Below are 26,627 nucleotides of genomic sequence, written 5' to 3'. Positions count from 1 at the left end.
TGCCGGTATGGAAGACGCTGACGTTTATGCCATCTCCGTCGAAGTCGCACCGCGCTTCCTCGACGATCAATCCGCGCCGGAAGACGGGCGCTATGCGTTCGCCTACACGATCCGCATCCACAACCAGGGACGTGTTGCCGCGCGCCTGGTCGCACGCCACTGGCGCATCACCGATGCCAACGGCCGCGTCGAGCATGTCGACGGCGACGGGGTGATCGGCGAGCAGCCGCGCCTGCGTCCCGGTGAAGACTTCCATTACACGTCCGGTGTCATGCTGGGGACCGATCACGGGACCATGCAGGGCCACTACGACATGGTCGCCGACGACGGCACCGAATTTGCCGCGCCGGTCGCACCTTTCGTGCTGGCCATCCCGCGTACCCTGCACTGACACGGAGGCCGAACGATGAGTGTGTGGGCGATCGGCGACCTGCAGGGCTGCTATGACGTCACCCAGCGATTGCTGGAAAAGATCCGTTTCGACCCGGCGCAGGACACCCTGTGGTTCTGCGGCGACCTGGTGAACCGGGGTGGCCAGTCGCTGGAAACGCTGCGGCTGGTGCATTCGCTGCGCGATCACAGCGTGGTGGTGCTGGGCAACCATGACCTTTCGCTGCTGGCCGTCGGTGCGCGCACCGAAGAGGAACAGCGCAAGGTCAACCCGGACCTGCTGCGCATCGTGCAGGCCGAGGACCGCGACGAACTGCTGGACTGGCTGCGCCTGCAGAAGCTGGTGCACGTGGACCGCGAGCTGGGCTGGATGATGGTGCATGCCGGCCTGGCGCCGAAGTGGACCACCCAGATGGCCGAAAAACATGCCGCCGAGGTCGAGGTGCAGCTGCATGGCGCCGGTTACCGCAAGCTGTTCCGCAACATGTACGGCGACAAGCCGAGCTGGGCCCCCAACCTGTCCGGCTACGACCGATCGCGCGCGATCATCAACGTGCTCACCCGCATGCGCTACTGCACCCCGCGCGGACGTATCGGCATCGAGGACAAGGGCACGCCGGGCACGCAGGAACAGGGGCTGTATCCCTGGTTCGAAGTGCCGGGCCGGGTCGAGCGCGACCTGAAGGTGGTCTGCGGCCACTGGTCGGCGCTGGGCCTGACCATCACCCAGGGCGTGCACGCCATCGACACCGGCGCGGTCTGGGGCGGCAAGCTCACCGCGATCCAGCTCGATACCGATGAACTGCGCGTGGTGCAGGTGCCAGGCCGCGATGTACCCGCCCCCGTGCCCAACGCCCGTCCGCCCGCGCGCCCGGCGCACGAGCGCCCGGCTGCGTCGGCGCAGGGCAAGGAACAGGGCGGCGGTAACGCTCCGGCCGCCAACCCGGGCAATCGCGGCCCGCGCCGTCGTCGTCGCCGTGGTGGCGGTGGTGGTGGCTCCGCGGGCCCCGGCAACAGTAGTCCCCCGCCGCAGGCATGACGCGGCGCGGCTGGGCACCATGGATGGTGCTGCTGACGCTGGCCCTGGCCAGCGGCTGCCAGCCCACTTCGGCCCCGGCCCCCACCGGCGGCGGAAACGCCGGTCACACGCCATCGCAGCCGCAGGCGCCTTCGCCGCCGCTGGTGGCTGCAGCGCGCGCGCAGATCGGCGTCACCACCCGCTACGACCCTGCCTATCAGGTGCTGGCCTATCCCGGCGGAGACGTCCCGGTTGATCGCGGCGTGTGCACCGACGTGGTGGTGCGCGCGCTGCGCAGCCTGGACGTGGACCTGCAGGCCCGCGTGCATGAGGACATGCGCGGCAACTTCAGTGCCTATCCGGCGATCTGGGGCCTGTCACGACCGGATCGCAACATCGATCATCGCCGCGTACCGAACCTGATGCGCTGGTTCGAACGGCAGGGCTGGCAGCAGCCGATCACGGCCCTCGCCGCCGACTACGCGGCCGGCGACATCGTCGCCTGGAAGCTCAACGGCAACGGCCTGCTGCACGTGGGCATCGTCTCCGACCGCAAGCTGGCCAACGGCACGCCGCTGGTACTGCACAACATCGCGCGCGGCACGCGCGAAGAGAATCTGCTGTTCCAGCACGCCATCATCGGGCATTACCGGATGCCGTAGGCAATCCTGTAGAGCCGAGCCATGCTCGGCTACGGGATGTGTCCGGCAACAGCAGCCGAGCATGGCTCGGCTCTACAGGAAACCATCTTCAGCGGCGCACGTAGTGCACGAAGCGGAACGCGTGGGCATGGCGTTCGTCGGCCGGGTGCGGCTCGCTGCTCACTTCCCGCCAGTCCTGCGCATCCACCTCGGGGAAATGGGTATCGGCGGGGACTTCGGCATCCACCCAGGTCAGGTACAGGTCACTGGCCTGGTCCAGCAGCTGGTGGAAGATCTCGCCGCCGCCGATGATGCACAACTCGCTGGCGCCCTCGCGTTCGGCAATCGTCTTCGCCTCATCCAGCGACGCCACCGCGCGCATGCCCTCGAACGGCACCTGCCCGCTGCGGGTCAGCACCAGGTTGGTCCGCCCCGGCAGTACGCGGCCGATCGACTCGGCCGTCTTGCGCCCCATCAGGATCGGCTTGCCCAGGGTGAGCGCCTTGAAGTGCTTGAAATCATCCGGCAGGTGCCAGGGCATGGCATTGCCCTGGCCGATGCCACGGTTGCGATCCAACGCCACGATCATCGACAGCTTCATTGCTACCACCTCCTCAGCTGGCGTCGATCTGCAGGCGTTCGCAGGCAGCGTTGGCGGCACTGGCGGCCTGCAGCGCCGCCGCCAGCGCAGGACTGGACGTGGACTGCTCATCCAGGCCATCGAGGATCTTCTGCTTCTGCGCCTCTTCGATATCCTTCAGGCCCGGTCCGGACAGGATGTCTGCCGACAACGCAGCAGTGTCGGTGCTGGCACGACGTGCCAGAAATGCCTGCAACTGGTCACTGGAATAGACGGTGGCAAGCTGCTGCTCGAGCGTGCGCTGATAGGCCGGATCCTCGACACCCGCCTTCAGGTGCTCGGTCATCGCCGTGTACATGCCGGTTACCGCCTCACGCATCTGCGCCCGGCAGCCTTCCGGCACATCCTGGGGCATCATCGTGCCGCCGTTGAAGGCCCCGGCGAACGCCTGCACTTCCTCGCGCATGTGCTTGTGCACGATCTGCTCATTGACCTGCCGGGCCAACGACAGCGCATCGGCCGGTCCGGCCTGCACCATGGCCAGCGGCAACATGCCGCACAGCGCCAGCAGGCCGCTGGAAATCAATCGGGGACTCATACCGCCACCGGCGCCTTGATCGCCGGGTGCGGATCGTAGCCGTCGATGCGGATGTCGTCGAACTGGAAGCCGAACAGGTCGGTCACCTCCGGGTTCAACCACAGCGTCGGCAGCGCGCGCGGTTCACGCGACAGCTGCTCGCGCGCCTGCTCGAAGTGGTTCGAATACAGGTGCGCATCGCCCAGCGTATGCACGAAATCACCCACGCCCAGGCCGGTGGCCTGCGCCACCATGTGGGTCAACAGCGCATAGCTGGCGATGTTGAACGGCACGCCGAGGAAGATGTCGCCGCTGCGCTGGTACAGCTGGCAGCTGAGCTTGCCGTCCACCACGTAGAACTGGAACAGGTTGTGGCACGGCATCAGCGCCATCTGCGAAAGCTCGCCCACGTTCCAGGCGCTGACCACCAGCCGGCGCGAATCGGGGTTGCGCTTGATCTCGTCCACCAGCCACTGCATCTGGTCGATCTCGCCGCCATCGGCGGTGGCCCAGCTGCGCCACTGCTTTCCGTAGACCGGGCCGAGGTCGCCGTTCTCGTCGGCCCACTCGTCCCAGATCCGCACCTGGTTGTCCTTCAGGTAGCCGATGTTGGTGTCGCCCTTCAGGAACCACAGCAGCTCATGGATGATCGAGCGCAGGTGCAGTTTCTTGGTGGTGACCAGCGGGAAGCCTTCGGCCAGGTTGAAACGCATCTGCCAGCCGAACACGCTGCGGGTACCGGTGCCGGTGCGGTCGCTCTTCTCGGCGCCGTGCTCGAGCACGTGCGAGAGCAGGTCCAGGTAAGCCTTCATGCCTTGCCCTCGGCAGCCACCGGCAGCTGCGGCTGCAGCACCGGCGCGCGGCGCGACATCACCAGCAGCACCAGGCCGAAGGCGATCAGCGGCAGGCTGAGGATCTGGCCGCGGGTCAGCCAGTCGAAGGCCACGTAGACACCGTTGTCGGGCATGCGCACGAACTCCACGGCGAAGCGGAACAGGCCGTACATCAGCGCGAACAGGCCACCCACCAGGTAGCGGTGGCGCGGCTTGGCCGACACCGCCCACAGCACCACGAACATCACCAGGCCTTCCAGGAACGCTTCATACAGCTGCGAGGGATGCCGTGCGAACTGGTTCAACGCGCCGGTCGCGAACTGCGCCTGCAGGGTCGCGTGGTCGAGCTGGTTCAGCGGCGCCGGCAGGCCGGACGGGAACACCACGCCCCACGTGCCGTCGGTGTACTTGCCCCACAGCTCGGCGCCGATGAAGTTGCCGATGCGGCCGAAGCCCAGGCCCAGCGGCACCAGCGGCGCCATGAAATCCATGGTGTCGAAGAAATGCAGCCTGTGCTTGCGCGACCACCACCAGCAGGCGCCCAGCACACCCAGCAGGCCGCCGTGGAAGCTCATGCCGCCATCCCATACCTTGAACAGCAGCAGCGGGTTGTGCAGGAAATCACCCAGCGCGTAGAACAGCATGTAGCCAACGCGCCCGCCCAGCACCACGCCGAGCATGGCGTAGAACAGCAGGTCGGAGAAGCCGTTGGCATCGACGCCCGGCAGGCGACCGGCGGCGATGCGCTTGCGGCCCAGCAGCCAGGCCGCGGTGAAGCCGAGCAGGTACATGATGCCGTACCAGTGCACCTTGATCGGCCCCAGCGAGAGGGCGATGGGGTCGATGTCGTGGAAATAGATCATGGAAGGTGCCTTGCGGTTGAACGCCTATTCTCGGGCCAGTGCCGCCCCGGCTCAACCAAGGAGCTGGGGCGAGTTCGGCAACGCGTCATCGTTCGACCGCGTCGAGGCCGGAAAGTGCCCTTCGATCAGGCTGGAGACCTCGTCGATGGCATCCTGCAGCGCTTCCACCGGATGGGAACCACGCAGGCCCTCGCGCAGGTGGGTGCAGACCCGCTGCCACTGCGCCGGGCTGACCCGGCCGTGCAGGCCACGGTCGGCGACGATCTCGATGGCGTGGTCGGCCAGCAGCAGGTAGATCAGCACGCCATTGTTGTGGGCGGTATCCCAGGTGCGCAGGCGCGCGAAGGCATGCTCGGCGGCCTGGCGTGGGGTGACCCTGTGCCACAGCGCGGCCAGCGGCAGGTCCGCTTCCACCGCGAACATCACCTGCCCGCCGTGGCGCTGCTCACCGGCCGCGATGGCCTCGGTGATCGCCTGCAGCGTGGCCGGCGGGAACGCGCGCCGTACCGACGGCGAAAACACATGACGACACAGTCGTTGGATCATCACCAGCCCCCCGAAGCACCGCCACCACCGGAGCGGCCACCACCGCCTCCCCAGCCGCCGCCACCGCCAAATCCTCCACCGCCACCGAAGCCGCCGCCCCCGCCCCAGCTGCCACCGCCCCAGCCACCACCACCGGCAAAGCGGCCCGGGTGGCCTGAGAGCATGGCCACGATCAGGCCCACGATGCCCGCCAGGCCACTGGCCAGCAGCGTGGACGTGAACAGGAACGCCGCCAGCGCCGCACCGGCACCGCCGAGCACGCCACGCAGCGGACGCGGCACGCGCGAGAACACGCCGCGCAGGATGCTGCCGGCGAACACACCGATGAACAGCGCCAGGAACCAGGTATCACCGCCACCGCTGGGCTCACGCCCGCGATGGCCGCTGACCGGTGCCGGCAGCGTTTCGCCGTCGATCAACTTGACCAGCACCGCCGTGGCATCGGTGATGCCACCGGCGTAGTCGCCGCTGCGGAAGCGCGGCACCAGGTATTCCTGGATGACCCGGTTGGCGATGGCATCGGGAATCGCACCTTCCAGACCGTAGCCCGGCTCGATGCGCACGCGCCGGTCGTCCTTGGCCACTACCAGCAACACGCCGTCATCCACGCCCTTGCGGCCAATCTGCCACTGGTCGAAGACGCGCGTGGTGTACTGCGCGATGTCTTCCGGCTGGGTGGTGGGCACCACCAGCACCTGCAGCTGGCTGCCCTTGCGCTGCTGCAGTTCCATCGCCTGCTGCACCAGTGCCTGCTTCTGCGTGGCATCCAGCGTGCCGGTGGTATCGACCACCGGCGAATCCAGCGCAGGAATCGGCGCCAGCTGCTGCGCCTGCGAGGCCAGCGGCAGCCACAGCAGCAGGGCCAGCAGCGCAGTGGCAAGGCGCATGGGTCAGTGGCCCGGCTGCGGTGCCGGCTGCTGCTGCGGCGCGTTGCCGAAATCGACCGCCGGCGCGTTGGAGATCTGCGCTTCGTTTTCCACGGTGAAGTTCGGCTTGGTCTTGTAGCCGAAGATCTTGGCGGTGATCACCTGTGGGAACGAGCGGATGTAGGTGTTGTAGTCCTGCACCTGCTGGATGTAACGGCCGCGGGCGACGGTCACCCGGTTCTCGGTACCTTCCAGCTGGGCCTGCAGGTCGCGGAAGTTCTGGTTGGACTTCAGCTCCGGATAGTTCTCGGTGACCACCAGCAGCCGCGACAGCGCGCTGCCGAGTTCGCCCTGGGCCTGCTGGAACTGCTTGAGCGAGGCTTCGTCGTCGGCATTGACGTTGATCTGGCCGACACGCGAACGGGCATTGGTGACTTCGGTCAGCACGCGCTCTTCCTGGCTGGCGAAGCCCTTCACGGTCTGCACCAGGTTGGGCACCAGGTCGGCGCGGCGCTTGTACTGGTTGATGACCTCCGACCAGCTGGCCTTGACCGCTTCATCCTTCTGCTGGATGGCGTTGTAGCCACAGCCGGAGAGCAGGGAGGCCAGCAGCATCAGGGGCAGGACACGGGTGAACAGGCGCATGGCGGAGGTTCCGGGTGGACTGGGCACCGAGCATGCCATGGTTCGGGTGAAAGACCGGCCATCGGGCGCGGCCCCCTCCGCGGTGTGGTCCAGCCAGCTCGGGGATGGGCCGGGAGGGTGGGTCGGCTGGGGGCCGCTGCAAGTACGTCCATGTAAGCTCGGTCGCCGCATCCATGCGGCTCACGCCCCCAGCCGACCCACCCTCCCGGCCATGGACAGTTTTCTGCGCACCGCGGGAAGATCAAAAGAAAAATCAAAAGCAAAAGCCGGTTCTTCAGGCATTCGTGTCGACCAAGGTCGACACCTACCAAAGCAGAACGCCGTTCCGACCGATCGCGGCAATCTGTCGGAGGTGGGGCGGTGTGGGTTGGCAGGACCGTTGGCGCCATGGATGGCGCCATCGAGCCCCCATGGATGGGTTCACGGCGTGTCCTGCCAACCCACACCGCCCCGCCCAACCCTCAGAAAACCAGCGCCGGCTGTTGCGGTTGCTGTTGCTTCGGCGGTTGCCTTCGCCTTTAGCGGGTGCAGGGCTGCAAGCCCTGCCGGAACCCCATATCACTCAGCAGGCTTCAGCCACCGCAGTGCGGGGACGCCCCAGCCATGCCAGCACCAAACCTGATGCCGCCAGCAGGCCACCAGCCACCGGAATCGCCGCATAACCCAGGCCCGAACTGATCACCGCACCGCCCAGCGCGGCACCCACGGCATTGCCCAGGTTGAACGCACCCACGTTGATCGACGACGCCAGGCCCGGCGCCTCGCTGGCCGCCTGCATCACCCGGATCTGCAGCGGCGGCACGATAGCGAAGGTCGCTGCGCCGAACAGCAGCACGCCCAGCGCCGCAGTAGCATGGTGCATGAAGGCCAGTGGCAGCACGAACATGAGTACGGCCAGGACCGCCAGCAGGATGCGCGTGGCGCCATCCAGCGACCAGTCAGCCATGCGCCCGCCGATACCGTTGCCGAGGGTGAAGCCGATGCCGATCAGGGCCAGCGAGATCGCGATGAAGGTATTGGAGGCGCCGGTCAACTCGGTCAGCACCGGCGCCACGTAGGTGTAGAGGGTGAACATCGCGCCCGCGCCGAGGACCGTGGTGCCCATCGCCAGCAACACCTGCGGTTGCAGGATCGCCTTCAGTTCACGGCGCACGTCCGGGCGCGGACCCGGCGCAGACGCCGGCAGCGCGAAGCCCAGCGCAGTGATCGCGACCAGGCCCAGCACCGCAGTCCCGGCGAAGGACAGGCGCCAGCCCAGCTGCTGGCCCACCCAGGTGGCCAGCGGCACGCCACCGATGTTGGCGATGGTCAGGCCCATGAACATGGTGGCCACGGCAGCAGCCTGCTTGTCCTTCGGCACAAGGCTGGCGGCGACCACCGCACCGATGCCGAAGAAGGCACCGTGATTGAGACTGGTGACCAGACGCGACAGCAGCAGCAGGCCGTAGTTCGGGGCCAGTGCCGAGAGCAGGTTGCCCACCACGAAGATCGACATCAGCAGCATCAGCGCTGTGCGCTTGCCGAAACGGCCCATCAGCAGGGTCATCACCGGCGCGCCCAGCATCACGCCCACGGCGTAGGCGGTGATCAGCATGCCGGCGGTGGGAATGCCCACACCCACGCCGTCGGCGATGACTGGCAACAGGCCCATCGGCGCAAACTCGGTGGTTCCGATGGCGAAGGCGCCGACGGCAAGCGCCAGCAAGGCGGCTCTGGAATTCATGGGAGGGTTTCCGGGGGGCGGGAATCGGGAGTGCGTAGCCTGCGCGCTCTGCTGTTCCGGATTAAGCCTCGCCCCGGGAAAACACTGTTGATCCTGGTTCACAAGTGGCGGCAGCAACCCCGCTGCAGATGCAAAAACCGCAGCGCCGGTGTAGAACCGGGCCCCACAACGCAGAACCCCCGGCCAGGCCGGGGGTTCTGAGGGACGCACACGCCAGCGGCGCGCTTACCAGTTACCGGCGCCCGGCACATTGTGTTCGCGGGCGCGGCGGCGCATCAGCAGGTTCAGCCACTCCACCAGCACCGAGAAGCCCATGGCAGCGTAGATGTAGGGCTTGGGAATGTGCACATCCAGGCCATCCAGGATCAGCACCGCACCGATCAGCAGGATGAAGGCCAGCGCCAGCATCTTCACGGTCGGGTTGGCATCGATGAAGCGGCCCAGCGGGTTGGCAGCCAGCAGCATCACCGCCACCGACAGCAGGATCGCGGCGACCATCACCGGCACGTGGTCAGCGATGCCGACCGCGGTGATCACCGAGTCCAGCGAGAACACGATGTCGATGACCGCGATCTGCGCGATCACGTAGCCGAACACGGCCGAGGTCTTGGTCGTGCTCGGATCTTCATCCTCGCCACCGGTGATCATTTCCTTGATCTCCATCCAACCCTTGATGATCAGGAACAGGCCACCAACGATCAGCACCAGATCTCGGATGGAAATGCCCATGCCGGCCACGGTGAACAGGTTCGCCTGCATGTGCGCCAGGTACGCCAGCGATACCAGCAGGCAGATACGGGTGATACAGGCCACCGCGATGCCGAGCCGACGCGCGAACGGGCGGCGGTGCTCTGGCAGCTTGCTGACGGCGATGGAGATGAACACCAGGTTGTCGATGCCGAGCACGATTTCCAGCGCGCTCAACGTGAACAGGGTCAACCAGACATTCGGATCGGCAAGAAACTCAAGGGACATGGGAAGTCTTCAACAAGGGGGAATGAGGGATCAGCCGTAATTGCCGGCCATTGCATGCGGGACCACGACCAGCGCCCAGCACAGAAGCACGTTCATCATCAGCACGAAGACCGCCGCCGAGCCCATGTCCTTGGCGCGGCCGGCCAGCTCATGGATCTCGCTGCCGTAACGTTCGATCACCGCTTCGATGGCCGAGTTGGCCAGTTCCATCGCCAGCACCAGCAGCATCGAGCCGATCAGCAGCGCGCGCTCGACCGGGGTCTGGCCCAGCCAGATCGCGACCGGGGTCAGCAGGATCAGCAGGTAGACCTCCAGCCGGAACGAGGACTCATGCAGCCAGGCGGCGCGCAGGCCCTGCCAGGACCAGCGGGCGGCCTGGAAGATGCGGCGCGGGCCGCGGGGCAGATGGCCGAACTGATCAGCCACGGGTGGCACATCCAGCAACAGGGGCGCGGCGCAGCGACCGCTCAGACGCACGGCAGGGAATCATGGGTGCACAGGGATAGGCAGATGGCCGCCATTTTGCCACAAGGCCGCCAGCCGCATCCCGGCACCGGCCCGGTGAATGGACTGCCAGGGGCAAGCCCCGGCGCGCCCCAGCTTCTATGATGGCTGTTCCCTTCCCTGCTGGAGCGCCTGATGTCCCGTCGCCGTACCTGCCTGCTGATGCTGGGCCTGCTGACCGTCGCCCCCCTGGCCCAGGCGCTGAGCCCGGCCAAGCCGCCGCGCGTGCCCGAGCAGGTCTCCAACGTGGCCTGGGCCGGCGACATGGCCCGCTTCGCCAGCGCCGACCAGGCCAACCCGCCGCCACGGGGCGGCATCGAATTCATCGGCAGCTCCTCGATCCGCATGTGGGAAGGCCTGGCAGCCGACTTCCCCGGCCAGCCGGTGTTCAACCGTGGCTTCGGTGGTTCGGAAGTGCGCGACAGCACCTGGTATGCCGACCGCATCGTGGTGCCGTATGCGCCGTGCAAGGTGTTCTTCTACGCCGGTGACAACGACCTCAACAGCGGCCGCAGCGCCGTGCAGGTGCGTGACGATGTGGTTGCCTTCGTGCAGCGCGTGCATCGCGACCTGCCGAAGACCAGGGTCGAGTACCTGTCGATCAAGCCGAGCCCGTCGCGTGCGCATCTGCTGCCGGCGATCAACGAGGCCAACGCGCTGATCAAGGCCGCCCTGGCCAAGCTGCCCAATACCGGTTTCACCGACGTCTACACACCCATGCTCGGCACCGATGGCCAGCCGGATGCGTCGCTGTTCCGCGAGGACATGCTGCACATGACCCCGGCCGGCTATGACATCTGGACCAGGGCACTGGCGCCGAAGGTCAACTGCAACTGAGGGACTGCGGACGCCGCAGAGGCGCCACGCGCACGCCTTCCGGTCGATGCCAACCTTGGTTGGCATCGGGCACCGGCGTGACTACTGTTGAAAGCGCCGACCAAGGTCGGCATCTACCGAGGCAGCAGGTGCCGCCTCAGCGGAAGATCACCGTGGCCTCGGTGCCCTGGCCTGGCTCGCTGGCCAGGCTGACCTTCCAGCCGAAGCGGTCGCACAGCCGGCGCACGATCGACAGGCCCAAGCCAGTGCCCTGCGGACGGCTCGGCTCGGCACGGTAGAACGGCTCGAAGGCCCGCGACAGCGCGTCGGCCGACATGCCGATGCCGGTATCGCGCACCACTACCCGGTCGTTGTGCACATGCACGTCGATGCGCCCTTCGTCGGTGTAGCTGCAGGCGTTGCGCACCAGGTTGCTGACCACCACCTGCAGCACCCGCGGCGGCGCATGCAGCTGCACCGGGCCATCGCTGTGCAGGTGCACCGACACCGGGCGCGTACCCAGCAGTTCGTTGGCGTTGTCCACTTCATAGCGGACGATGTCGTTGACGTCGAACAGCTCGACCTGGGGCTCGACGTCGGCCTCGCGTGCCAGGATCAGGAAGGCATCGATCACCGCCTCCATGTCACGGCCTGCACGCTGGATGCGCTGCAGGCTGCGGCGCAGGCGCGGCTCCAGGCTGTCATCGCCCAGTGCCATGTCGCTGGCGACGCGGATGACGGTCAGCGGTGTGCGCAGTTCATGGCTGGCGTCGCGGGTGAAATTGCGCTCGCGCGCCACATGCGCGCTGACCCGGTTGGCCAGCGAATGCAGTGCGGCCGCCAGCTGCCGGGTCTCGCCCTGCATGTCCGCCGGCAGCTTGTTCGGTTCTAGGTCGGCTGCCTCCGGGTGGCCCGGGTCCCAGCGTGAGACGCGCCGCGCCAGCCAGTTCACCGGCGACACCAGGCGCTTGGAGGCCCGATAGGTCACCCAGCTGGCGCCATACACCGCCAGCAGGGTCAGCAGCACCGGCACGATGCCGAACCAGAACGCCAGCATCTCCGCGCGCGAACGCAGGAACACCAGGTACAGGCGGCCGGCCGGGCGTACATCGACCAGCACCAGCTGGTCGTCCTTGGGCAGTTCGTGGAAGCCGGGTTCCAGATTGCGCAGGTTGGCCGGCAACGACAGGGCCGACTGCCCGCTTTCCAGCAGGTAGCCACGGATGTTCTGGGTGTTGGGTGGGGGCTGCACCGGCGAGGCCTCGTGCAGCGTCCAGAAGTACGCCGCCTCCTCGCGCAGGGCGGCGCCGACCAGGCTGTGCTTGATCACCAGCGAAACCAGCCACGCACCGAGCAGGATGCCCAGGCTGGCCAGCACTGCCTGCAGGATGAAAGCGATACGGATCTTGCGCGGCAGGCCGTGCGGCATTGCGGAGTCCCGGTCAGAGCGCTGCGATTATAGGCAGCGCACCGCGCCGTTGGGATGCACGGGCGATGACCGGCGGCACTGCCGGACGATCATCCCCTGCCCTTGTGCCGGGCCGCAGCCCGGCCCGGCCTGAGGCTGCACCGGCGCGGACCTGTTCAGGCCATCGGCTGGGCGATGTCGGCAATGCGGTAGCCGGCACTCTGCACGGTATGCAGCAGCGGACGGTCGAACGGCTTGTCGATGATCTTGCGCAGGTTGTACAGATGGCTGCGCAGGGTGTCCGAATCCGGCAGGCCGTTGCCCCAGATCTCGCGTTCGATCTCCTGGCGGGTGACCACGCGCGGCGATTCGCGCATCAGGATGGTCAGCAGGCGCAGGCCGATCGGCGACAGCTGCAGCTCGGTACCGGCACGGGTGGCACGCATGCTGACCGGATCGAGCACCAGGTCGGCGACCTTGAGCACTTCCGACCCCACCTGGCGACGTTCGCGGCGGATCAGCGCGCGCAGGCGGGCTTCCAGCTCCTGGATCGCGAACGGCTTGGTCAGGTAGTCATCGGCGCCGAAACCGAGGCCGGTGAGCTTGTCGTCCAGCGTGTCGCGTGCCGTGAGCATCAGCACCGGGGTGGACTTGCGCGCATCGTTGCGCAGGCGACGGCACACTTCGATGCCATCCAGGCGCGGCAACATCAAGTCGAGCACCACGACGTCATAGCTGTTTTCCGCCGCAAGGCGGTAGCCATCCAGGCCGTCCTGTGCATAGTCGACTTCAAAGCCGCGACCTTCCAGGTATTCCCCGATCATCTCGGAGATGTTGCGGTTGTCTTCGACCACCAGCACCAAGCCGGAGGTCTCCTTCGTCTGACGCATGTGATTCCCTCTAACTTCAGCTTTGTGAAACATGCCGGATCGACGGTGGACGCGATGTGAAGTTCCGTCAAGAGGGAAGTAAATCGTTCAGAGCAGAGGGCGCAGCAGCGGCCAGACGTTGTCCAGCACCTTCGGCTGCGCCTGTGCGGTCGGGTGCAGGCCATCGGCCTGCATCATGCCCGGCTGCAGGGCCACGCCCTCCAGCAGGAACGGCAGCAGCGGCACCTTGTACTGCGTGGCCAGCGCCTTGTAGGCCGCGGCCAGGCGCTGGCGGTAGGCCGGGCCGTAGTTGGGCGGAACATCGATGCCCAGCAGCAGCACCTTGGCCCCGGCCTTCTGGCTGGCCTGCACCATCTTTTCCAGGTTGCCCTGCACCTGCGCCGGGGTCAGTCCGCGCAGCGCGTCATTGCCGCCGAGGGCAATCACCACCACGGTCGGTTTTTCCTTCGCCAGCAGGCCCGGCAGGCGGGTCAGCGCGCCGGCGGTGGTTTCCCCGCTCATGCTGGCGTTGACGATGCGTGCCGGGGTTTTCGACTGCTGCCTGACCCGCTGCTGCAGCAGGCTGACCCAGCCGGCGTCGACGGGGATATTGTGGGCTGCACTGAGGCTGTCGCCCAGGACCAGCACGGTGCCGGCCGGACCTTTGGCACAGGCCAGCCCGGGCAGCAGCAGGAACCCTAGCAGCAGCACCATCATCACGCCGGCTCGCCGGCTCCATCCCGTCTTGCGCATTGGAGTCTCCTCATCGACAGCCTGTCCCCCCGCAGCGCGTCCGTTGCCATCGCCGTCGACCAGGTCGGCAAATCCGTGCAGGGCCCGGAGGGTGAAGTCCACATACTGGACAACATCACCCTGACCGTCCATGAAGGCACCAGCGCGGCCATCGTCGGCGCCTCCGGTTCCGGCAAGACCACCCTGCTCGGCCTGCTGGCCGGGCTGGACCTGCCCAGCCGCGGCCGCATAGGCCTGGCCGGGCAGGATCTGGCGGCACTGGATGAGGAAGCACGTGCCCAGCTGCGCGCACGTGAGGTCGGTTTCGTGTTCCAGAGCTTCCACCTGCTGCCGGCGCTGACCGCCGCCGAGAACGTGGCGCTGCCACTGGAGCTGGCCGGGCGCGAGGACCGCGTACGGGTCGATGAAGTGCTGGCCCAGGTCGGCCTGGCCCATCGCGCCCGCCACTACCCGCGCCAGCTGTCCGGCGGCGAGCAGCAGCGCGTGGCACTGGCGCGCGCCTTCGTCACCCGCCCACGCATCCTGTTCGCCGACGAACCGACCGGCTCGCTGGACCACGCCACCGGCCAGCACATCAGCGACCTGCTGTTCGAACTCAATGCGAGCAGCGGCACCACGCTGGTGCTGGTCACCCACGACCTGCGCCTGGCCCAGCGTTGCCAGTACATCCACCGCATCGACAACGGCCGCCTGCTGCCGGTCGAGCGTGGGGCGCAGGCATGAACCTGCTGCGGCACGCGTGGCGCGCGCTGCGCCGCGAGGCGCTGGCCGGCGACCTGCTGACCGTGTTCGCCGCACTGGTGCTGGGCGTGGCAGTGATGACCGCAGTCGGCACGCTGGTGAACCGGGTCAACCTGGCACTGACCGGCAGCGCAGCGGAAATGCTCGGCGGTGACCTCGGCATTGCCGGGCGCGATGACCCGCCGCAGGCGTTCGCCGACGAGGCGCAGCGGCGTGGACTGGCCTTCACCCGTATCGCCAGCTTCGGCAGCGTGCTGTTCAACGGTGATGCCAGCCAGATGGCCAGCATCAAAGCGGTGCAGGCGGGCTATCCACTGCGCGGCACGCTGCGGGTGCGCAGCACGCCCGGTGGCGCGCTGATCGCCGAGGCCGGCATGCCCCCCAAGGGCCAGGCCTATGCCGACCCGCGCCTGCTGCAGGGGCTGGGGCTGAAGGCCGGCGATGACCTCGAATTCGGCGCCGGCACGCTGCGTATCGCCGGCATCATCGAGGCCGAGCCGGATGCCGGTGGCGACCTGTTGACCCTATCCCCCACCCTGCTGGTCAACCGTGCTGACGTGGAGGGCACCGGCCTGCTCGGCCCCGGCAGCCGCATCAACTACCGGCTGATGTTTGCGGGACCGGCGGGGCAGATCGCGTCCCTGCGCGAGTGGCTGCTGCCACAGGTGAAGGGCCTGCGCCTGCTGAGCGTGGATGACACCCAGCGCGGCGTGCGCCAGGCCTTCGACCTGGCCGGCCGCTTCCTCGGCCTGAGCGCGCTGCTGGCGGTGCTGCTGGCGGGCGTGGCCACCGCATTGGCGGCCAACCGCTTCGCCCTGCGCCGCATCGACCAGGTGGCGATCCTGCGCTGCCTCGGTGCGCGCCAGCGCGACATCCTGCTCGGCCTGGCACTGCAGCTGCTGATGCTGGCAGTACCGGCCTGTGCGCTTGGCATCGGCCTGGGCATGGCCGCCCAGGAAGGGCTGGTACAGGTGCTGGGCAGCCTGGTGCCGCAGCGCCTGCCACTGCCGGAGGCAATGCCGGCGCTGACCGGTGCCGGCATCGGCCTGTTGCTGCTGTTCGGCTTCGGCCTGCCACCGCTGCTGCGCCTGCGCGGGGTGCCGCCAATGCGCGTACTCAACCGTTCCTTCGCCACGCTGCCACCGGCCTCGCTGCTGGCCTATGTGGCCGCGCTGGGGGCCAGCCTGGTGCTGGCGGTGCAGGTCACGGGTGACCTCAAGCTGGCGCTGTGGGTACTGGGTGGCCTGGCCGCGCTGGCGGTGGCGGCCGGTGTGGTCGGATTTGTGCTGCTGCAGTTGATGCGCAGCCTGCAGCATCGCCTGCATGGCAACTGGCGACTGGGCCTGGCCGCACTCACCCGGCGCCGGCTGCTGGCGGTGATGCAGCTGGTCGGGCTGTCGCTGTCGCTGTGCGCGCTGTTGCTGCTGGCCGTGACCGGCCCCGGCCTGCTGCAGCAGTGGCGCGAGCGGCTACCGGCAGACACACCCAACTACTTCCTGATCAACATCCAGCCCGAACAGCGCGACAGCGTGCTGGCAACACTGCGTGGGCTGGGTGCCAATGACGCCAGCATCGAACCAATGGCCACCGGGCGCCTGATCGCCATCAACGGCAAGCCGCCGCTGCGCGTGGATCGCGAGCCCGGACAGGACGGGCAACCGGCGCAGGGCGGCCAGCGCGATGACGATGACGAGAACCGGCCGTTGAACTTCAGCTGGCGCAGCACCTTCCCGCCGGCCAATACGCTGGTCAATGGCACGTTCTGGAAGGCCGACAGCACCGCGCCGGAAGCCTCGGTGGAGATCGGCTGGGCCAAACGCTACGGCGTGCATCCGGGCGACCGCATCGCCATTGCCGTGGGCGAACAGGAGCGCGAGTTCACCGTCACCAGCGTGCGCAAGGCGGACTGGAACACCTTCCGGCCGAACTTCTTCGTGCTGCTGAACCCGAATGCGGTGGGCGACACCCCGCACAACCTGCTGTCGGCGTTCCATCTGCCGGCCGGCAAGGCAGCCGGACTGGGCGAGCTGGTACGCGCGCAGCCCAACCTGTCGCTGCTGGACGTGGATGCGGTGATCTCGCAGGTGCGCGATGTGATGGAACGGGTGGCACAGGCGGTGCAGCTGGTGATGGTGTTCAGCCTGCTGGCCGGCGTACTGGTGCTGCTGGCCGCGCTGCAGGCCACGGCGGGCGAGCGTCGCTACGACAGCGCGGTGCTGCGCACGCTGGGCGCGACCCGGCGGCAGCTGCGCGGCGCGGTGCTGGTGGAATTCGGCGCGCTGGGCACCCTGGCCGCGTTGCTGGCGGTGGGGGCGGCGGCCGCCATCGGTGTGGCGGTCTCGCAGAAGGTGTTCGAGCTGCCGTTGCTGCCGCCGTGGCCGGGCCTGCTGATCGGCGGCGTGGTCGGTATCGGGTTGAGCCTGCTGGCGGGCTGGTGGGGTACGCGGGCGATCCTGCATACGCCACCGGCACTGGCCCTGCGCGAGGCCTGAGGCGGCGCCGGACCGGGGCGCGTGCCGAGCAAGCTCGGCACCTACCAAGAGCACATGACGGCGTTGCCAGTGTTCAAGGAACAAGCACATCCACGCATGGCGTGGATCTACTGGGCTTTTTCCACGTACTTGGCGAACACGTCGTCGATCTGCGTGTCCTTCACCTTCTTGCCGGACTGGATTTCTTCGGCCTGGGTGAACAGCGGAATGATCATCGCCATGCCGTCGATCCTGGTCTTCAGGTGCACGCCCGGGGCCTGGGCCAGGAAACCGTCCCAGCGCTGGCGCACCTTGGCCCAGTAACCGGCAGTAGCCTTCCAGTAGTCACGCGCCGGGGTGAAATCGATCTCGGTGGTCTTCACGTAGTCGTTGAAGCCGAACTCGCGTGCGATCTCCACCTGGCTGCCGTCGGCGTTGCGCTGCACCTTGGTGTTGAACTGTTCGTGGGTCCAGCCGTTCGGGGTCAGCGTGTGGCGGTTGATCACGGCCAGCGCGTTGTAGTCGCTGCGCTTGGTGTACTCACGGCGCGGCAGCGGGCGCCAGCTCAGGTCGCTGGTCCAGCTCGGCACGTTGTTGGTGTAGGTCCAGGTGCCGGTGCCGCAGTAGCGCGGTGCGTCGCTCACTTCGTACACGCACTGGGTCCAGGCGCCCTGGTTCACCGCCGCCGGAATGCTGCGCACCTTCCAGGTCTGGTCGGCACTGAACTCGAAACGGTTCGGTGCCTCGTACACCCAGTCCTGGCGCCAGTGCTTGGTGATGTGGCCGCTCTTCTCGTCCAGCAGCAGGTGCTGCAGCACGATGCGCTTCGGCGTGTCCTCGACCACGATGACCACTTCGCTGCCACCGCTGCGCATCGCCGGTGCACGCTCGTAGCCCGGCTTCAGCAGCACGGTCTCGTCGAACGCGAAGTCCACGGTGTACTCACCCTGCATGGCAAGGATGCTGTCGTGGTCGCGGGCGATATCGGAGGGCTGCGCGCTGGCCACGCCGCTGGCGGCGAGCAGCAGCATGGCGCTGGCTGTCTGGAGCTTCATCGGGGTCTTCCTTCGGGGGTGCAGATTCATTGAGGGGCCATCCGTGGCCAACGGGCGTTCCATCAGGAGAGGGTCACAGGCGGATCAGCGGCAGGTCGCCGGGAATCCGTGGCGCCGGGCGCCGGGCGGCGTCGGCACAACAACAGTCGTCGATCACCAGTTCGCCTTCAGCACCTTCCAGGCGTGCGATGCGGCGGGCGGTGGCCGCGCCCAGCGAGGACAGGGTCGACAGGCTGGCCGCCAGGGTGCGCCCGTCGTCGGCGGCGTGCAGGCGCAGCGCGCACAGGCGCCAGCGCTGGCCGCCGAGATGGCCGGCCAGGCGCCGCCACAGTCGTTCGCCGACGCTGCCATCGCTGTCGTGTTCCGGTCCCGGCGGCAACGCGGCCACCAGCCGGTCCCAGGCCAGGAAATCGCTGTCCGGTAGCAGATACAGACGCCACACGCAGCGGCCGCGGCCATCGAGGAAGCACAGGCTTTCGCGCAGGCCCTCGCTGTCCACGCCCTGGCAGGCGTGCACGCGTACGGCCTGGCGCCAGCCACCCAGCTCGTTGCCGTCGGCGCGGTACAGGCACAACACGGTGCCGAGCGTGGCCAGCTGTGCCGGGGTCGGCCAGGCCGCGCTGTGCGGCGCGGCGATGGAGTCATTCCTGCGTGCGGACAGTGCTCGGCTCATGAGGTCACCAGGAAACGGCAAGGCTGGCGGAGAAGGTGCGGCCCGGGCTGCTGAAACGATCGCTCAGTGCGCGATTGGTGATCAGGCTCGGGGTGATCGACGACCATTCGATGTAGCGCTTGTCGGCCAGGTTGAACACGCCGACATTGAAGGTGGCACCCGGTGCGAAGTTCCAGTGCGCCATCAGGTCGAGCACGCCGTAGCCGGCCGGCTGGTAGACGAACGGCGCCGGTGCGTTCGGATTGGTCTGCGCAGCAGGCGGCGGCAGGCGCTTCTTGCGCTGTACGAAGGTGCCGGCCAGTTCGACGCCCCAGGTATCGGTGTCGTACATCAGGCCCAGCGTGCCGCGAAGCGGATCGACCGAGGCCAGCGGCTCGTCATCGGTCCGGTTGTCACCACGCGACCATGCCAACGCACTGCGCAGCGCCCAGCCCTTCAGCGCCGGGCTGAGCTCGCCGAACTCGATGCCGGCCTTCATTTCCGCGCCATAGATGCGTGCTTCGGCGATGTTCTGAGACTGGAACACGGTCAAACCCTGTGCGTTGCGGCCGGTATCGACGTTGGACTGGATGAAATCCTTGTAGTCGTTGTAGTAGCCGCTGACGCTGACGTACGCCGCCGGCGCGATGAAGCGCAGGCCCAGTTCGTAGCCGTCGCTGGTTTCGGGCTTCAGGTCCGGATTGGCGATGGCGGTATAGCGGAAGGCGACATTGGTCAGGCCGATGTTGACGTCGTTGTACGGTGGCGATCGAAAGCCACGCGCATAACCGGCGAACAACGACCACTGGTCGGTGAAGCGCCAGACCATGCCCAGCTTCGGCGACACGCTGGTCTTCTTCAGCTGCGCCACGGCCGTGGTCGGGTTGTCTTCGGCGAAGATGCTGTCCACTTCCGGCTTCAGCTCGTAGCGGTCCACGCGCACGCCCGGCACCAGCGACAGCCTGCCATCGGCAAAGCGCATCTCATCCTGTGCATACAGGCCCAGCTCGGTGGTCTTGCTGATCGGGAAGTCACGCACCGGGAAGGTGTCCGGCAACACCGTGTTGCTGACCACGCCCGCCTTGCTGACCTGGTAGCCGTCGCGCTTCTGGCGGATCTCGGTACGGGTGCCTTCGAAACCGTAGGTCACTGCGTGCTCGACGCTGCCGGTGGTGAACGCCTTGTTGAACTGCGCCTGCAGGCCATAGGCATGCTGGTCGAAGGAGAACACGCGGTGGCGGCGGGTGCCGTCGGTGCGCGTTTCGTCGGTCTGCTGCCGGGTTTCGCTGTTCTGCGCGTACACCTGCCAGTGCAGGCTGTCGGCGAACGGCTGGTCCAGCGCATCCATTTCGTGGGCGAAGGACACGCGGTTGCGCTTCTGGGTGTCGTGGGACTTCATGCCAGTTGCGGCAGCCATCGCGCCGGGACGCGGCGCAACACTGGCAATCGCCGACAGCACATTGGTATCGGTGGTGTCTTCGTTGCCTTCCACGGTCAGGCGGAAGCGCTGGTCTTCGCTGGGTGCATAGACCAGCTTGCTGAGCAGGCTGCGGCCGTCGCGATCCTGCGGATTGGACGCGGTGCGGGTGTCGTTGTCGCTGCGCACCGTGCCCTTGTTGTCGGTTTCCTGGCCCTGGTGGTGGTTGACGTTGACCAGGCCGCTCCAGTGGTCACCACCAAAGGCCGCCGTGGCACCGCCAAGCAGGCCCTTCCACTCACCGTCGTAGCCGAACTTCAGGCCGAAGTAGCTGTTCTTGCCGTCCTTGAGGTAGTCGGCCGGGTCCTTGGTCACGAACGCGACCACGCCGCCGAGTGCATCGGAGCCGTACAGCGAGCTGGCCGGGCCACGTACGATCTCGACGCGCTTGAGCGTATCGAGGTCGGTGAAGTTGCGGTTGGAACTGGCGAACGAACCGATGTCGAACCGGGTCGGCATGACGATGCCGTCGGTCTGGATGCGCACGCGGTTGCCGTCCAGGCCACGGATGCGGAAACCATCCAGGCCGAAGCGGGTCGCGCTGCGGGTGACCGACAGGCCCGGTTCGTAGCGCACCAGATCCTTGATGTCCTGCACCAGATGCCGGTCCATCTGCTCACGGTCGATGACGTCCACGGTGGCCGCCACGTCGCTCACGGCCCGCTCGGTGCGGGTGGCGGTGACCTGCACCCGATCGAATTCGCGCGCATCGGGTGCGGCAGTGGCAGCAGCGTGGGCGGACAGCGGCAGCGCCATCCAGACAGCAAGGCAAAGGGCGGTATGGCGGGTCATCGGGTTCGGTCGGTCAGGCAGGGGAACCCCCGGTTACCGGCACACCCGGAAGGTGCACGCGGTAGACCGAGGGGGAGAGAGCAGGAGCGGACGGGTCGCCCACCCTGTCGGCGCTGCCGGCAGGAGGGAGGGAGGCGGGCGACCAGGCCGCGATTACTTGGTCAGGATCAGCTTGTCGTTGCTGGTGTGCCGCAGGCGATAGAAGCGGTCGCCGTGCTGGATCAGGATTTCACGACGGCCCTTGAGCAGGGCTTCGCTGTCGATGACCTCTTCCGGCGGAACGACGCGGACCGGTCGATCGCGGAGCGTCAGCGTTTCGGGGCGCAGCAGTACAGGTTGAGCATTCATGAGCATCTGGACTCGTGCGAGGGACGAGTTAAATGATAATGATTCTCAGTTGACAATCAACAACCATTCTCAATCTCATTGATGAGATTAATGATCGAATTCGGAAATTCGATAGCTTTTGTCAATCAAATAGCGGCGTAGATGTGTAGAGTCGACTGTTAGTCGACTGCTGTTGCTCGAAGCAGTCGTTTATTCGAAGCAGTCGACTAACAGTCGACTCTACCGATCCCGTTCCCGATCCCTCGGCCGAGCCGACCTGGCCGAGGCCCCAGGCCCGGTCGGCCCCCGGGGTTCAGGCGAAGACGGCTTCGACCTGGGCCCAGCCGGCGGCGTCGACCTGCTCCAGCACGTCCAGTGCCTGCAGGTTCTGCAGCAGCTGGCTGACCCGGCTGGCACCGAGGATCACGCTGGAGACATTCGGGTTGCGCAGGCACCAGGCAATCGCCAGCGTGGCCGGGGCGTGGCCCAGTGCGCGCGCGACTTCGCTGAAACGGCGCACCTGGCCCAGGCGGGCCCCGGCGTCGGCCCCCAGCACCAGGTCCTGCAACCACTCCATGCCTTCGCGCCCCAGCCGTGCATCGGCCGGGATGCCCTGGTCGTACTTGCCGGTGAGCAGGCCCGAGGCCAGCGGCGAGAAGATGGTGGTGCCCAGGCCGGCACCTGCATACAGCGGCGCGTACTCGACCTCGACCCGCTCGCGGTGCAGCAGGTTGTACTGCGGCTGCTCCATCGACGGACCCTGCAGGTTGCGCGCCTCGGCGATGTCCAGCGCCTGCTGGATCTGCGCCGCCGACCACTCCGAGGTGCCCCAGTAAAGGATCTTGCCCTGCCGTACCAGGGTATCCATGGCGTGCACGGTCTCGGCGATCGGCGCGTCCGGATCCGGGCGGTGGCAGTAATAAAGGTCCAGGTAGTCCACCCGCAGGCGCTTGAGTGCAGCGTGGCAGGCGTCGGTCACGTGCTTGCGCGACAGTCCGCGCTGGGTACGTCGCGGGTCCTTGGCGCTGCCGAAGAACACCTTGCTGGACACGCAGAAACCGTCGCGCGGCAGGCGCAGGTCGGTGATCACGTCCCCCATGACCTGTTCGGCACGGCCGTTGGCATAGCCCTCGGCGTTGTCGAAGAAGTTGACGCCATGATCCCAGGCGGCGGCCACCAGGTTGCGGGCCTCATCGCGCGGAACCTGATCGCCGAAGGTCACCCAGGCGCCGAAGGACAAGGCGGAAATCGGCAGGCCGGTGGAGCCCAGGCGACGGTATTGCATGCGAATCTCCTGCTGCGGGCCCGCATCCGGGCCGGGATCGAACCCCATTCTACCTGCCGCCGCCAGCCGCAAGCCCTTGCCGTTGCTGGCCTGATCGGCACCGATGGCCGCGCACACGCTGCTTTTTCTTGCCCCGGCCCCTGCCCTGCACTAGGCTTCCCGTTTTTCGCGACGCCCCAGGGGAGTCACTCACATGGTCGAAGGTTTGGGCAGGATCGGCTTCGGCCTGTTCGGGTTGGCGGTGCTGATCGGCATCACCTGGTTGTTTTCCAATAACAAGCGCGCGGTTGACTGGAAGCTGGTTGCCACCGGTATCACCCTGCAGATCGCCTTTGCGGCGCTGGTGATCCTGGTGCCGGGCGGGCGCGACGTGTTCGACGCGCTGGGCAAGGGCTTCGTCAAGATCCTCAGCTACGTCAACGAGGGCTCGGGCTTCATCTTCGGCTCGTTGATGGACACCAAGAATTACGGCTTCATCTTCGCCTTCCAGGTGTTGCCGACCATCATCTTCTTCTCTGCACTGATGGGGGTGATGTACCACCTCAACATCATGCAGGGCATCGTGCGCGTGATGGCCTGGTCGATCACCAAGGTGATGCGCGTGTCGGGGGCGGAAACCACCAGCGTCTGCGCCAGCGTCTTCATCGGCCAGACCGAGGCGCCGCTGACCGTGCGCCCGTACATCGCCAGGATGACCCAGTCCGAGCTGCTGACCATGATGATCGGCGGCATGGCACACATCGCCGGTGGCGTGCTGGCGGCCTACGTGGGCATGCTCGGCGGCGGTGATCCGGCGCAGCAGGCCTTCTATGCCAAGCACCTGCTGGCGGCCAGCATCATGGCGGCCCCGGCCACCCTGGTCGTGGCCAAGCTGCTGATCCCGGAAACCGGCACCCCGCTGACCCGCGGCACGGTGAAGATGGAAGTCGAAAAGACCTCCAGCAACATCATCGACGCGGCCGCTGCCGGCGCCGGTGACGGCCTGAAGCTGGCGCTGAACATCGGTGCGATGCTGCTGGCCTTCATCGCTCTGATCGCGCTGTTGAACGCACCGCTTACCTGGATTGGCGATGTGACCGGCCTGGCCGCTGCCATCGGCAAGCCGACCAACCTGTCGACCATCTTCGGTTACGTACTGGCCCCGATCGCCTGGGTGATCGGCACCCCGTGGGCCGATGCCACCACCGTCGGTTCGCTGATCGGCCAGAAGGTCGTGATCAACGAGTTCGTGGCCTACACCGAGCTGTCGCAGATCGTGAACGGCCAGATCGCCGGCGTGAGCCTGTCCGAGGAAGGTCGCCTGATCGCTACCTACGCGCTGTGCGGCTTCGCCAACTTCAGCTCGATCGCGATCCAGATCGGCGGCATCGGCGGGCTGGCCCCGGAACGTCGCCACGACCTGGCCAAGTTCGGCCTGCGCGCCGTGCTGGGCGGTACCATTGCCACCTTCATGACGGCGACCATCGCCGGCGTGCTGACGCACTTCAGTTGAACCCTTGGTTGAGAAAAGATTCCCTATGAGCAGCAGTGTCGTTGTCGTCGGTTCCTTCAATGTCGATCACGTGTGGCGATGCGAGTCGCTGCCGGCACCGGGTGCGACCATTGCCGGCCGTTACAGCACCGGCCCCGGTGGCAAGGGCTTCAACCAGGCCGTGGCGGCCTGCCGCGCCGGTGCCGACACCCACTTCGTGTGCGCGCTGGGCGACGACGCCGGTGGCGCCACCGCCCGTGAGCTGGCCGCGCAGGACGGCTTCGGTCTGATCGCCGAAGCCAGCAGCGAACCGACCGGCACCGCCGGCATCTATGTGGACGCGCGCGGCCGCAACACCATCGTGATCGGCCCGGGTGCCAACGCCGCGCTGAGCACCGACTTCCTGCAACAGCAGCAGGCGCTGCTGACCGGCGCCAAGGTGGTGCTGGTGCAGCTGGAATCGCCGGTGCAGACCATCGAAGCGGCACTGGCCACGGCCCGCGAGGCCGGCGTCACCACCGTGCTCAACACCGCACCGGCCGATGCCCCCTCCACCATCGGCCTGCTCAAGCTGGCCGATGTGATCACCCCGAACGAGACCGAGTTCGCCGCCCTGCTCGGCCGTCATGTCGGTGAGCGCGTGGATGCCAACGACGTCGCCGCGCTGGATGGCGCCAGCCTGCACGCGCTGTGCCGCAAGCTGGTCGGCAACGGCACGGTGGTGGTGACCCTGGGTTCGGTGGGCGTGTTCGTGTCGCATGCCGACGAGAACCTGCGCGGCGATACCCAGCCGTACTACCGCGTAGGTGCCGAACAGGTGCAGGCGATCGACACCACCGGCGCCGGCGACGCCTTCAACGGTGCGCTGGCCGCATCGCTGGCACAGGTGGCCGACGCCCCGTTCGCCCGTCACGTGCGCTTCGCCAACCAGTTCGCCGGTCGTTCGACCGAGAAGGAAGGTGCCGCTGCGGCAATGCCGCGTTTCACCCCGGCCGACGCCGAAGCAAAGTAATTCCACGCCATGCGTGGATGAAGAAGCCCGGGTGTGCAGACACCCGGGCTTTTCTGTTTGCTTTTCAATGAGGCAGATCCACACCATGCGTGGATGAACGAGACCGCGCAAGCCATCCCAGCAACAGGCCAGCGGCAATCGCCAGCAACGCGACGGCCGCGCCCACCGCGCCCAGCGATGCCAGGCCGAAGCGTTCGATGGCCCCACCTCCCAGCAGCGCACCCAGGCCGATGCCGGCGTTGGCCGCAGACACATTCAAGGTTCCGGCCAGCGCCTGTGCCTGGGGCGCTGCACGCATCACCCGCACCTGGCACAGCGGGAACAATGCGGTATGCGCCACACCCCACAGGACCAATGCGATGAGCACGAATGCGCCGTGGCCGGCCAGCCCGACACTGGCCAGCATGCCCAGCGCCAGCACCGCGCAGAACACCAGGGTCGCGCCCAGGGGCGCACGATCGACCCAGCGCCCACCCAGTGCATTGCCGAGCAGTCCCACGGCGCCGAAGCCCATCAACCACCAGCCCACCTGTGCCGCCGGTACCCGCATCAGCCGCTCCAGTACATCGGCCAGGTAGGTGTAGGCAGCAAACATCGCGGTGAACACCAGCACCGACAGCAGCACATGGCCCAGCAACTGCGGCTGGCGCAGCACACGTGCCTGCTCGCCCAGCGCGCGCCGCGGCCCGACCACGGTGTCCGGCATCCACAACGCCAGCGCGCCCGCCATCAACAGCGACAGGGCCGCCAACAGCCAGAAGCTGCCGCGCCAACCGAGGGCGTCGGCGGCCAACGTCCCCAGTGGGATACCGAACAGCATTGCGGCGGTGATACCCAAGTAGACCCGCGCGACAGCACGGCCTCCCTGCCCTGCAGGAGCCAGCTGCACAGCAGTCTCGCTGGCGGTGCCCCAGAACACCGGCAGGGCCAGTGCCGGCAGCACCCGCGCCAGCGCCAGCAGCCACGGCTGCGTGGCCATCGCGGCCAGCGCGTTGGAAGCCGCGAACAGCAGCAGGATGACCACGAACAGGCGGCGCCGGCCGACGTGTGACAGCAGCGCGGTCAAGGGTGGCCCGGCCAGCATCACGGTGAACGCGAACAAGGTGACCAGCTGCCCCGCTCGGGCGATGCCCAGGCCAAGGTCGCGCGCCAGCGCGGGCAACAGGCCGACGATCAGGAACTCGGTGGTGACGATGACGAAGGCGGACACCGCCAGCAGGACGACTGAAAGACGTGCGCGAGCGTTTGCGTGGACAGCGGTCACGGCGGAATCAAGGGAGGACATGGGCGGGCATCAGAACAGGGGTCGCCAGCCTATTTCCTCCGTGAGTTCCGAT

Annotated in this window: 27 protein-coding genes; 8 read left to right on the top strand and 19 right to left on the bottom strand. The window is 67.3% G+C overall.

The genetic code is table 11. The features are described from left to right. Window positions 1-7 precede the first annotated feature (7 nt). The 3 genes from apaG to AC5P8D_RS18300 are packed head-to-tail and all read left to right on the top strand — an operon-like array spanning window position 8 to window position 2,070. Complete coding sequence (gene apaG, locus AC5P8D_RS18310) at window positions 8-391, top strand: Co2+/Mg2+ efflux facilitator ApaG/CorD (protein ID WP_005412297.1); 384 nt, start codon at window positions 8-10, stop codon at window positions 389-391. Between the two features lie 15 nt (window positions 392-406). Beyond that, window positions 407-1,429: a symmetrical bis(5'-nucleosyl)-tetraphosphatase gene (locus tag AC5P8D_RS18305; RefSeq protein ID WP_043398084.1), complete on the top strand. Its 1,023-nt coding sequence runs from the start codon at window positions 407-409 to the stop codon at window positions 1,427-1,429. Continuing rightward, window positions 1,426-2,070 (top strand): DUF1287 domain-containing protein, encoded by a 645-nt coding sequence (locus AC5P8D_RS18300; RefSeq protein ID WP_043398083.1) that lies wholly within the window; start codon window positions 1,426-1,428, stop codon window positions 2,068-2,070. Before AC5P8D_RS18305 ends, AC5P8D_RS18300 begins: the two co-directional genes overlap by 4 nt. Before the next feature lie 88 nt (window positions 2,071-2,158). On the opposite strand, the gene AC5P8D_RS18295 is transcribed toward AC5P8D_RS18300, so the two are convergent. The 10 genes from AC5P8D_RS18295 to AC5P8D_RS18250 form a co-directional block, all read right to left on the bottom strand. Continuing rightward, window positions 2,159-2,650, bottom strand: coding sequence for a dihydrofolate reductase (locus AC5P8D_RS18295; RefSeq protein ID WP_043398081.1), 492 nt, complete (start codon window positions 2,648-2,650; stop codon window positions 2,159-2,161). A gap of 13 nt (window positions 2,651-2,663) precedes the next feature. Continuing rightward, on the bottom strand, window positions 2,664-3,227 hold the full coding sequence (locus tag AC5P8D_RS18290; RefSeq protein WP_230080534.1) for a hypothetical protein: 564 nt from the start codon (window positions 3,225-3,227) through the stop codon (window positions 2,664-2,666). After that, window positions 3,224-4,018 carry a thymidylate synthase gene (locus AC5P8D_RS18285; RefSeq protein ID WP_253145621.1) on the bottom strand — a complete coding sequence of 265 codons (795 nt, stop codon included), beginning with the start codon at window positions 4,016-4,018 and terminating at the stop codon, window positions 3,224-3,226. The genes AC5P8D_RS18290 and AC5P8D_RS18285 overlap by 4 nt, the downstream gene beginning before the upstream one ends. Then, window positions 4,015-4,902 carry a prolipoprotein diacylglyceryl transferase gene (gene lgt / locus AC5P8D_RS18280; RefSeq protein WP_495203560.1) on the bottom strand — a complete coding sequence of 296 codons (888 nt, stop codon included), beginning with the start codon at window positions 4,900-4,902 and terminating at the stop codon, window positions 4,015-4,017. Before lgt ends, AC5P8D_RS18285 begins: the two co-directional genes overlap by 4 nt. Window positions 4,903-4,953: 51 nt before the next feature. Further along, a complete protein-coding gene (locus AC5P8D_RS18275) occupies window positions 4,954-5,448 on the bottom strand; it encodes a TPM domain-containing protein (RefSeq protein WP_329759565.1) in 495 nt (164 codons plus the stop codon). Continuing rightward, window positions 5,448-6,335, bottom strand: a complete 888-nt coding sequence (locus AC5P8D_RS18270) for a TPM domain-containing protein (protein ID WP_159359813.1) — start codon at window positions 6,333-6,335, stop codon at window positions 5,448-5,450. The genes AC5P8D_RS18275 and AC5P8D_RS18270 overlap by 1 nt, the downstream gene beginning before the upstream one ends. Before the next feature lie 3 nt (window positions 6,336-6,338). Further along, window positions 6,339-6,959 (bottom strand): LemA family protein, encoded by a 621-nt coding sequence (locus AC5P8D_RS18265; RefSeq protein ID WP_043398066.1) that lies wholly within the window; start codon window positions 6,957-6,959, stop codon window positions 6,339-6,341. A gap of 562 nt (window positions 6,960-7,521) precedes the next feature. Beyond that, entirely contained in the window at window positions 7,522-8,682 is a 1,161-nt protein-coding gene (locus tag AC5P8D_RS18260) for an MFS transporter (protein ID WP_495203559.1), read from the bottom strand. 225 nt (window positions 8,683-8,907) lie between these two features. Then, the gene (locus AC5P8D_RS18255) at window positions 8,908-9,657 is read right to left on the bottom strand and encodes a TerC family protein (RefSeq protein ID WP_010481853.1); all 750 of its coding nucleotides are present in this window, start codon (window positions 9,655-9,657) and stop codon (window positions 8,908-8,910) included. Between the two features lie 30 nt (window positions 9,658-9,687). After that, the gene (locus tag AC5P8D_RS18250; protein WP_049435654.1) at window positions 9,688-10,083 is read right to left on the bottom strand and encodes a diacylglycerol kinase; all 396 of its coding nucleotides are present in this window, start codon (window positions 10,081-10,083) and stop codon (window positions 9,688-9,690) included. Between the two features lie 213 nt (window positions 10,084-10,296). Here AC5P8D_RS18250 and AC5P8D_RS18245 point away from each other — a divergent pair, with 213 nt between their 5' ends. Then, window positions 10,297-10,998: an SGNH/GDSL hydrolase family protein gene (locus AC5P8D_RS18245; protein ID WP_164192267.1), complete on the top strand. Its 702-nt coding sequence runs from the start codon at window positions 10,297-10,299 to the stop codon at window positions 10,996-10,998. Window positions 10,999-11,134: 136 nt separating this feature from the next. Here AC5P8D_RS18245 and AC5P8D_RS18240 read toward each other — a convergent pair whose 3' ends face one another. The 3 genes from AC5P8D_RS18240 to AC5P8D_RS18230 form a co-directional block, all read right to left on the bottom strand. Further along, window positions 11,135-12,406 carry a sensor histidine kinase gene (locus AC5P8D_RS18240; protein WP_032129926.1) on the bottom strand — a complete coding sequence of 424 codons (1,272 nt, stop codon included), beginning with the start codon at window positions 12,404-12,406 and terminating at the stop codon, window positions 11,135-11,137. 155 nt (window positions 12,407-12,561) lie between these two features. Beyond that, window positions 12,562-13,275, bottom strand: coding sequence for a response regulator transcription factor (locus tag AC5P8D_RS18235; protein WP_002811889.1), 714 nt, complete (start codon window positions 13,273-13,275; stop codon window positions 12,562-12,564). Between the two features lie 87 nt (window positions 13,276-13,362). Continuing rightward, window positions 13,363-14,007: an arylesterase gene (locus AC5P8D_RS18230; protein ID WP_043398033.1), complete on the bottom strand. Its 645-nt coding sequence runs from the start codon at window positions 14,005-14,007 to the stop codon at window positions 13,363-13,365. Window positions 14,008-14,082: 75 nt separating this feature from the next. Between AC5P8D_RS18230 and AC5P8D_RS18225 the strand changes: the two genes are divergently transcribed. Then, a complete protein-coding gene (locus AC5P8D_RS18225; protein ID WP_010481858.1) occupies window positions 14,083-14,730 on the top strand; it encodes an ABC transporter ATP-binding protein in 648 nt (215 codons plus the stop codon). Continuing rightward, on the top strand, window positions 14,727-17,240 hold the full coding sequence (locus AC5P8D_RS18220; protein WP_043398026.1) for an ABC transporter permease: 2,514 nt from the start codon (window positions 14,727-14,729) through the stop codon (window positions 17,238-17,240). The genes AC5P8D_RS18225 and AC5P8D_RS18220 overlap by 4 nt, the downstream gene beginning before the upstream one ends. A gap of 107 nt (window positions 17,241-17,347) precedes the next feature. Here AC5P8D_RS18220 and AC5P8D_RS18215 read toward each other — a convergent pair whose 3' ends face one another. The 5 genes from AC5P8D_RS18215 to AC5P8D_RS18195 form a co-directional block, all read right to left on the bottom strand. Next, a complete protein-coding gene (locus AC5P8D_RS18215; RefSeq protein WP_057504247.1) occupies window positions 17,348-18,274 on the bottom strand; it encodes a DUF6607 family protein in 927 nt (308 codons plus the stop codon). A 73-nt stretch (window positions 18,275-18,347) separates the two neighbouring features. Then, window positions 18,348-18,947 carry a ChuX/HutX family heme-like substrate-binding protein gene (locus tag AC5P8D_RS18210; protein ID WP_010481862.1) on the bottom strand — a complete coding sequence of 200 codons (600 nt, stop codon included), beginning with the start codon at window positions 18,945-18,947 and terminating at the stop codon, window positions 18,348-18,350. Between the two features lie 4 nt (window positions 18,948-18,951). Beyond that, window positions 18,952-21,195: a TonB-dependent hemoglobin/transferrin/lactoferrin family receptor gene (locus AC5P8D_RS18205; RefSeq protein WP_349744751.1), complete on the bottom strand. Its 2,244-nt coding sequence runs from the start codon at window positions 21,193-21,195 to the stop codon at window positions 18,952-18,954. Window positions 21,196-21,348: 153 nt separating this feature from the next. Further along, a complete protein-coding gene (gene hemP, locus AC5P8D_RS18200) occupies window positions 21,349-21,543 on the bottom strand; it encodes a hemin uptake protein HemP (protein ID WP_005412278.1) in 195 nt (64 codons plus the stop codon). A gap of 292 nt (window positions 21,544-21,835) precedes the next feature. Further along, window positions 21,836-22,807, bottom strand: a complete 972-nt coding sequence (locus AC5P8D_RS18195) for an aldo/keto reductase (RefSeq protein ID WP_495203558.1) — start codon at window positions 22,805-22,807, stop codon at window positions 21,836-21,838. A gap of 193 nt (window positions 22,808-23,000) precedes the next feature. Between AC5P8D_RS18195 and AC5P8D_RS18190 the strand changes: the two genes are divergently transcribed. Continuing rightward, the gene (locus tag AC5P8D_RS18190) at window positions 23,001-24,299 is read left to right on the top strand and encodes a NupC/NupG family nucleoside CNT transporter (RefSeq protein ID WP_010481870.1); all 1,299 of its coding nucleotides are present in this window, start codon (window positions 23,001-23,003) and stop codon (window positions 24,297-24,299) included. 25 nt (window positions 24,300-24,324) lie between these two features. Continuing rightward, complete coding sequence (locus AC5P8D_RS18185) at window positions 24,325-25,290, top strand: ribokinase (protein WP_010481872.1); 966 nt, start codon at window positions 24,325-24,327, stop codon at window positions 25,288-25,290. A gap of 64 nt (window positions 25,291-25,354) precedes the next feature. Here the strand turns inward: AC5P8D_RS18185 and AC5P8D_RS18180 are convergent, their stop codons facing one another. Next, window positions 25,355-26,575 carry an MFS transporter gene (locus tag AC5P8D_RS18180; RefSeq protein WP_049409918.1) on the bottom strand — a complete coding sequence of 407 codons (1,221 nt, stop codon included), beginning with the start codon at window positions 26,573-26,575 and terminating at the stop codon, window positions 25,355-25,357. Window positions 26,576-26,627 lie beyond the last annotated feature (52 nt).

The sequence above is a fragment of the Stenotrophomonas sp. YJH_SMC_101-4 genome (assembly GCF_059370395.1).
The sequence above is the reverse complement of the archived record's forward strand: the minus strand, read 5'-3'. Positions and strand labels throughout refer to the sequence as shown.

Excerpts from the sequence above, each read along its gene's own strand:
- apaG (WP_005412297.1), top strand. The coding sequence starts at position 8 with ATGGAAGACGCTGACGTTTATGCCATCTCCGTCGAAGTCGCACCGCGC.
- AC5P8D_RS18305 (WP_043398084.1), top strand. The coding sequence starts at position 407 with ATGAGTGTGTGGGCGATCGGCGACCTGCAGGGCTGCTATGACGTCACC.
- AC5P8D_RS18300 (WP_043398083.1), top strand. The coding sequence starts at position 1,426 with ATGACGCGGCGCGGCTGGGCACCATGGATGGTGCTGCTGACGCTGGCC.
- AC5P8D_RS18295 (WP_043398081.1), bottom strand. The coding sequence starts at position 2,650 with ATGAAGCTGTCGATGATCGTGGCGTTGGATCGCAACCGTGGCATCGGC.
- AC5P8D_RS18290 (WP_230080534.1), bottom strand. The coding sequence starts at position 3,227 with ATGAGTCCCCGATTGATTTCCAGCGGCCTGCTGGCGCTGTGCGGCATG.
- AC5P8D_RS18285 (WP_253145621.1), bottom strand. The coding sequence starts at position 4,018 with ATGAAGGCTTACCTGGACCTGCTCTCGCACGTGCTCGAGCACGGCGCC.
- lgt (WP_495203560.1), bottom strand. The coding sequence starts at position 4,902 with ATGATCTATTTCCACGACATCGACCCCATCGCCCTCTCGCTGGGGCCG.
- AC5P8D_RS18275 (WP_329759565.1), bottom strand. The coding sequence starts at position 5,448 with ATGATCCAACGACTGTGTCGTCATGTGTTTTCGCCGTCGGTACGGCGC.
- AC5P8D_RS18270 (WP_159359813.1), bottom strand. The coding sequence starts at position 6,335 with ATGCGCCTTGCCACTGCGCTGCTGGCCCTGCTGCTGTGGCTGCCGCTG.
- AC5P8D_RS18265 (WP_043398066.1), bottom strand. The coding sequence starts at position 6,959 with ATGCGCCTGTTCACCCGTGTCCTGCCCCTGATGCTGCTGGCCTCCCTG.
- AC5P8D_RS18260 (WP_495203559.1), bottom strand. The coding sequence starts at position 8,682 with ATGAATTCCAGAGCCGCCTTGCTGGCGCTTGCCGTCGGCGCCTTCGCC.
- AC5P8D_RS18255 (WP_010481853.1), bottom strand. The coding sequence starts at position 9,657 with ATGTCCCTTGAGTTTCTTGCCGATCCGAATGTCTGGTTGACCCTGTTC.
- AC5P8D_RS18245 (WP_164192267.1), top strand. The coding sequence starts at position 10,297 with ATGTCCCGTCGCCGTACCTGCCTGCTGATGCTGGGCCTGCTGACCGTC.
- AC5P8D_RS18240 (WP_032129926.1), bottom strand. The coding sequence starts at position 12,406 with ATGCCGCACGGCCTGCCGCGCAAGATCCGTATCGCTTTCATCCTGCAG.
- AC5P8D_RS18235 (WP_002811889.1), bottom strand. The coding sequence starts at position 13,275 with ATGCGTCAGACGAAGGAGACCTCCGGCTTGGTGCTGGTGGTCGAAGAC.
- AC5P8D_RS18230 (WP_043398033.1), bottom strand. The coding sequence starts at position 14,007 with ATGCGCAAGACGGGATGGAGCCGGCGAGCCGGCGTGATGATGGTGCTG.
- AC5P8D_RS18220 (WP_043398026.1), top strand. The coding sequence starts at position 14,727 with ATGAACCTGCTGCGGCACGCGTGGCGCGCGCTGCGCCGCGAGGCGCTG.
- AC5P8D_RS18215 (WP_057504247.1), bottom strand. The coding sequence starts at position 18,274 with ATGAAGCTCCAGACAGCCAGCGCCATGCTGCTGCTCGCCGCCAGCGGC.
- AC5P8D_RS18210 (WP_010481862.1), bottom strand. The coding sequence starts at position 18,947 with ATGAGCCGAGCACTGTCCGCACGCAGGAATGACTCCATCGCCGCGCCG.
- AC5P8D_RS18205 (WP_349744751.1), bottom strand. The coding sequence starts at position 21,195 with ATGACCCGCCATACCGCCCTTTGCCTTGCTGTCTGGATGGCGCTGCCG.
- hemP (WP_005412278.1), bottom strand. The coding sequence starts at position 21,543 with ATGAATGCTCAACCTGTACTGCTGCGCCCCGAAACGCTGACGCTCCGC.
- AC5P8D_RS18195 (WP_495203558.1), bottom strand. The coding sequence starts at position 22,807 with ATGCAATACCGTCGCCTGGGCTCCACCGGCCTGCCGATTTCCGCCTTG.
- AC5P8D_RS18190 (WP_010481870.1), top strand. The coding sequence starts at position 23,001 with ATGGTCGAAGGTTTGGGCAGGATCGGCTTCGGCCTGTTCGGGTTGGCG.
- AC5P8D_RS18185 (WP_010481872.1), top strand. The coding sequence starts at position 24,325 with ATGAGCAGCAGTGTCGTTGTCGTCGGTTCCTTCAATGTCGATCACGTG.
- AC5P8D_RS18180 (WP_049409918.1), bottom strand. The coding sequence starts at position 26,575 with ATGTCCTCCCTTGATTCCGCCGTGACCGCTGTCCACGCAAACGCTCGC.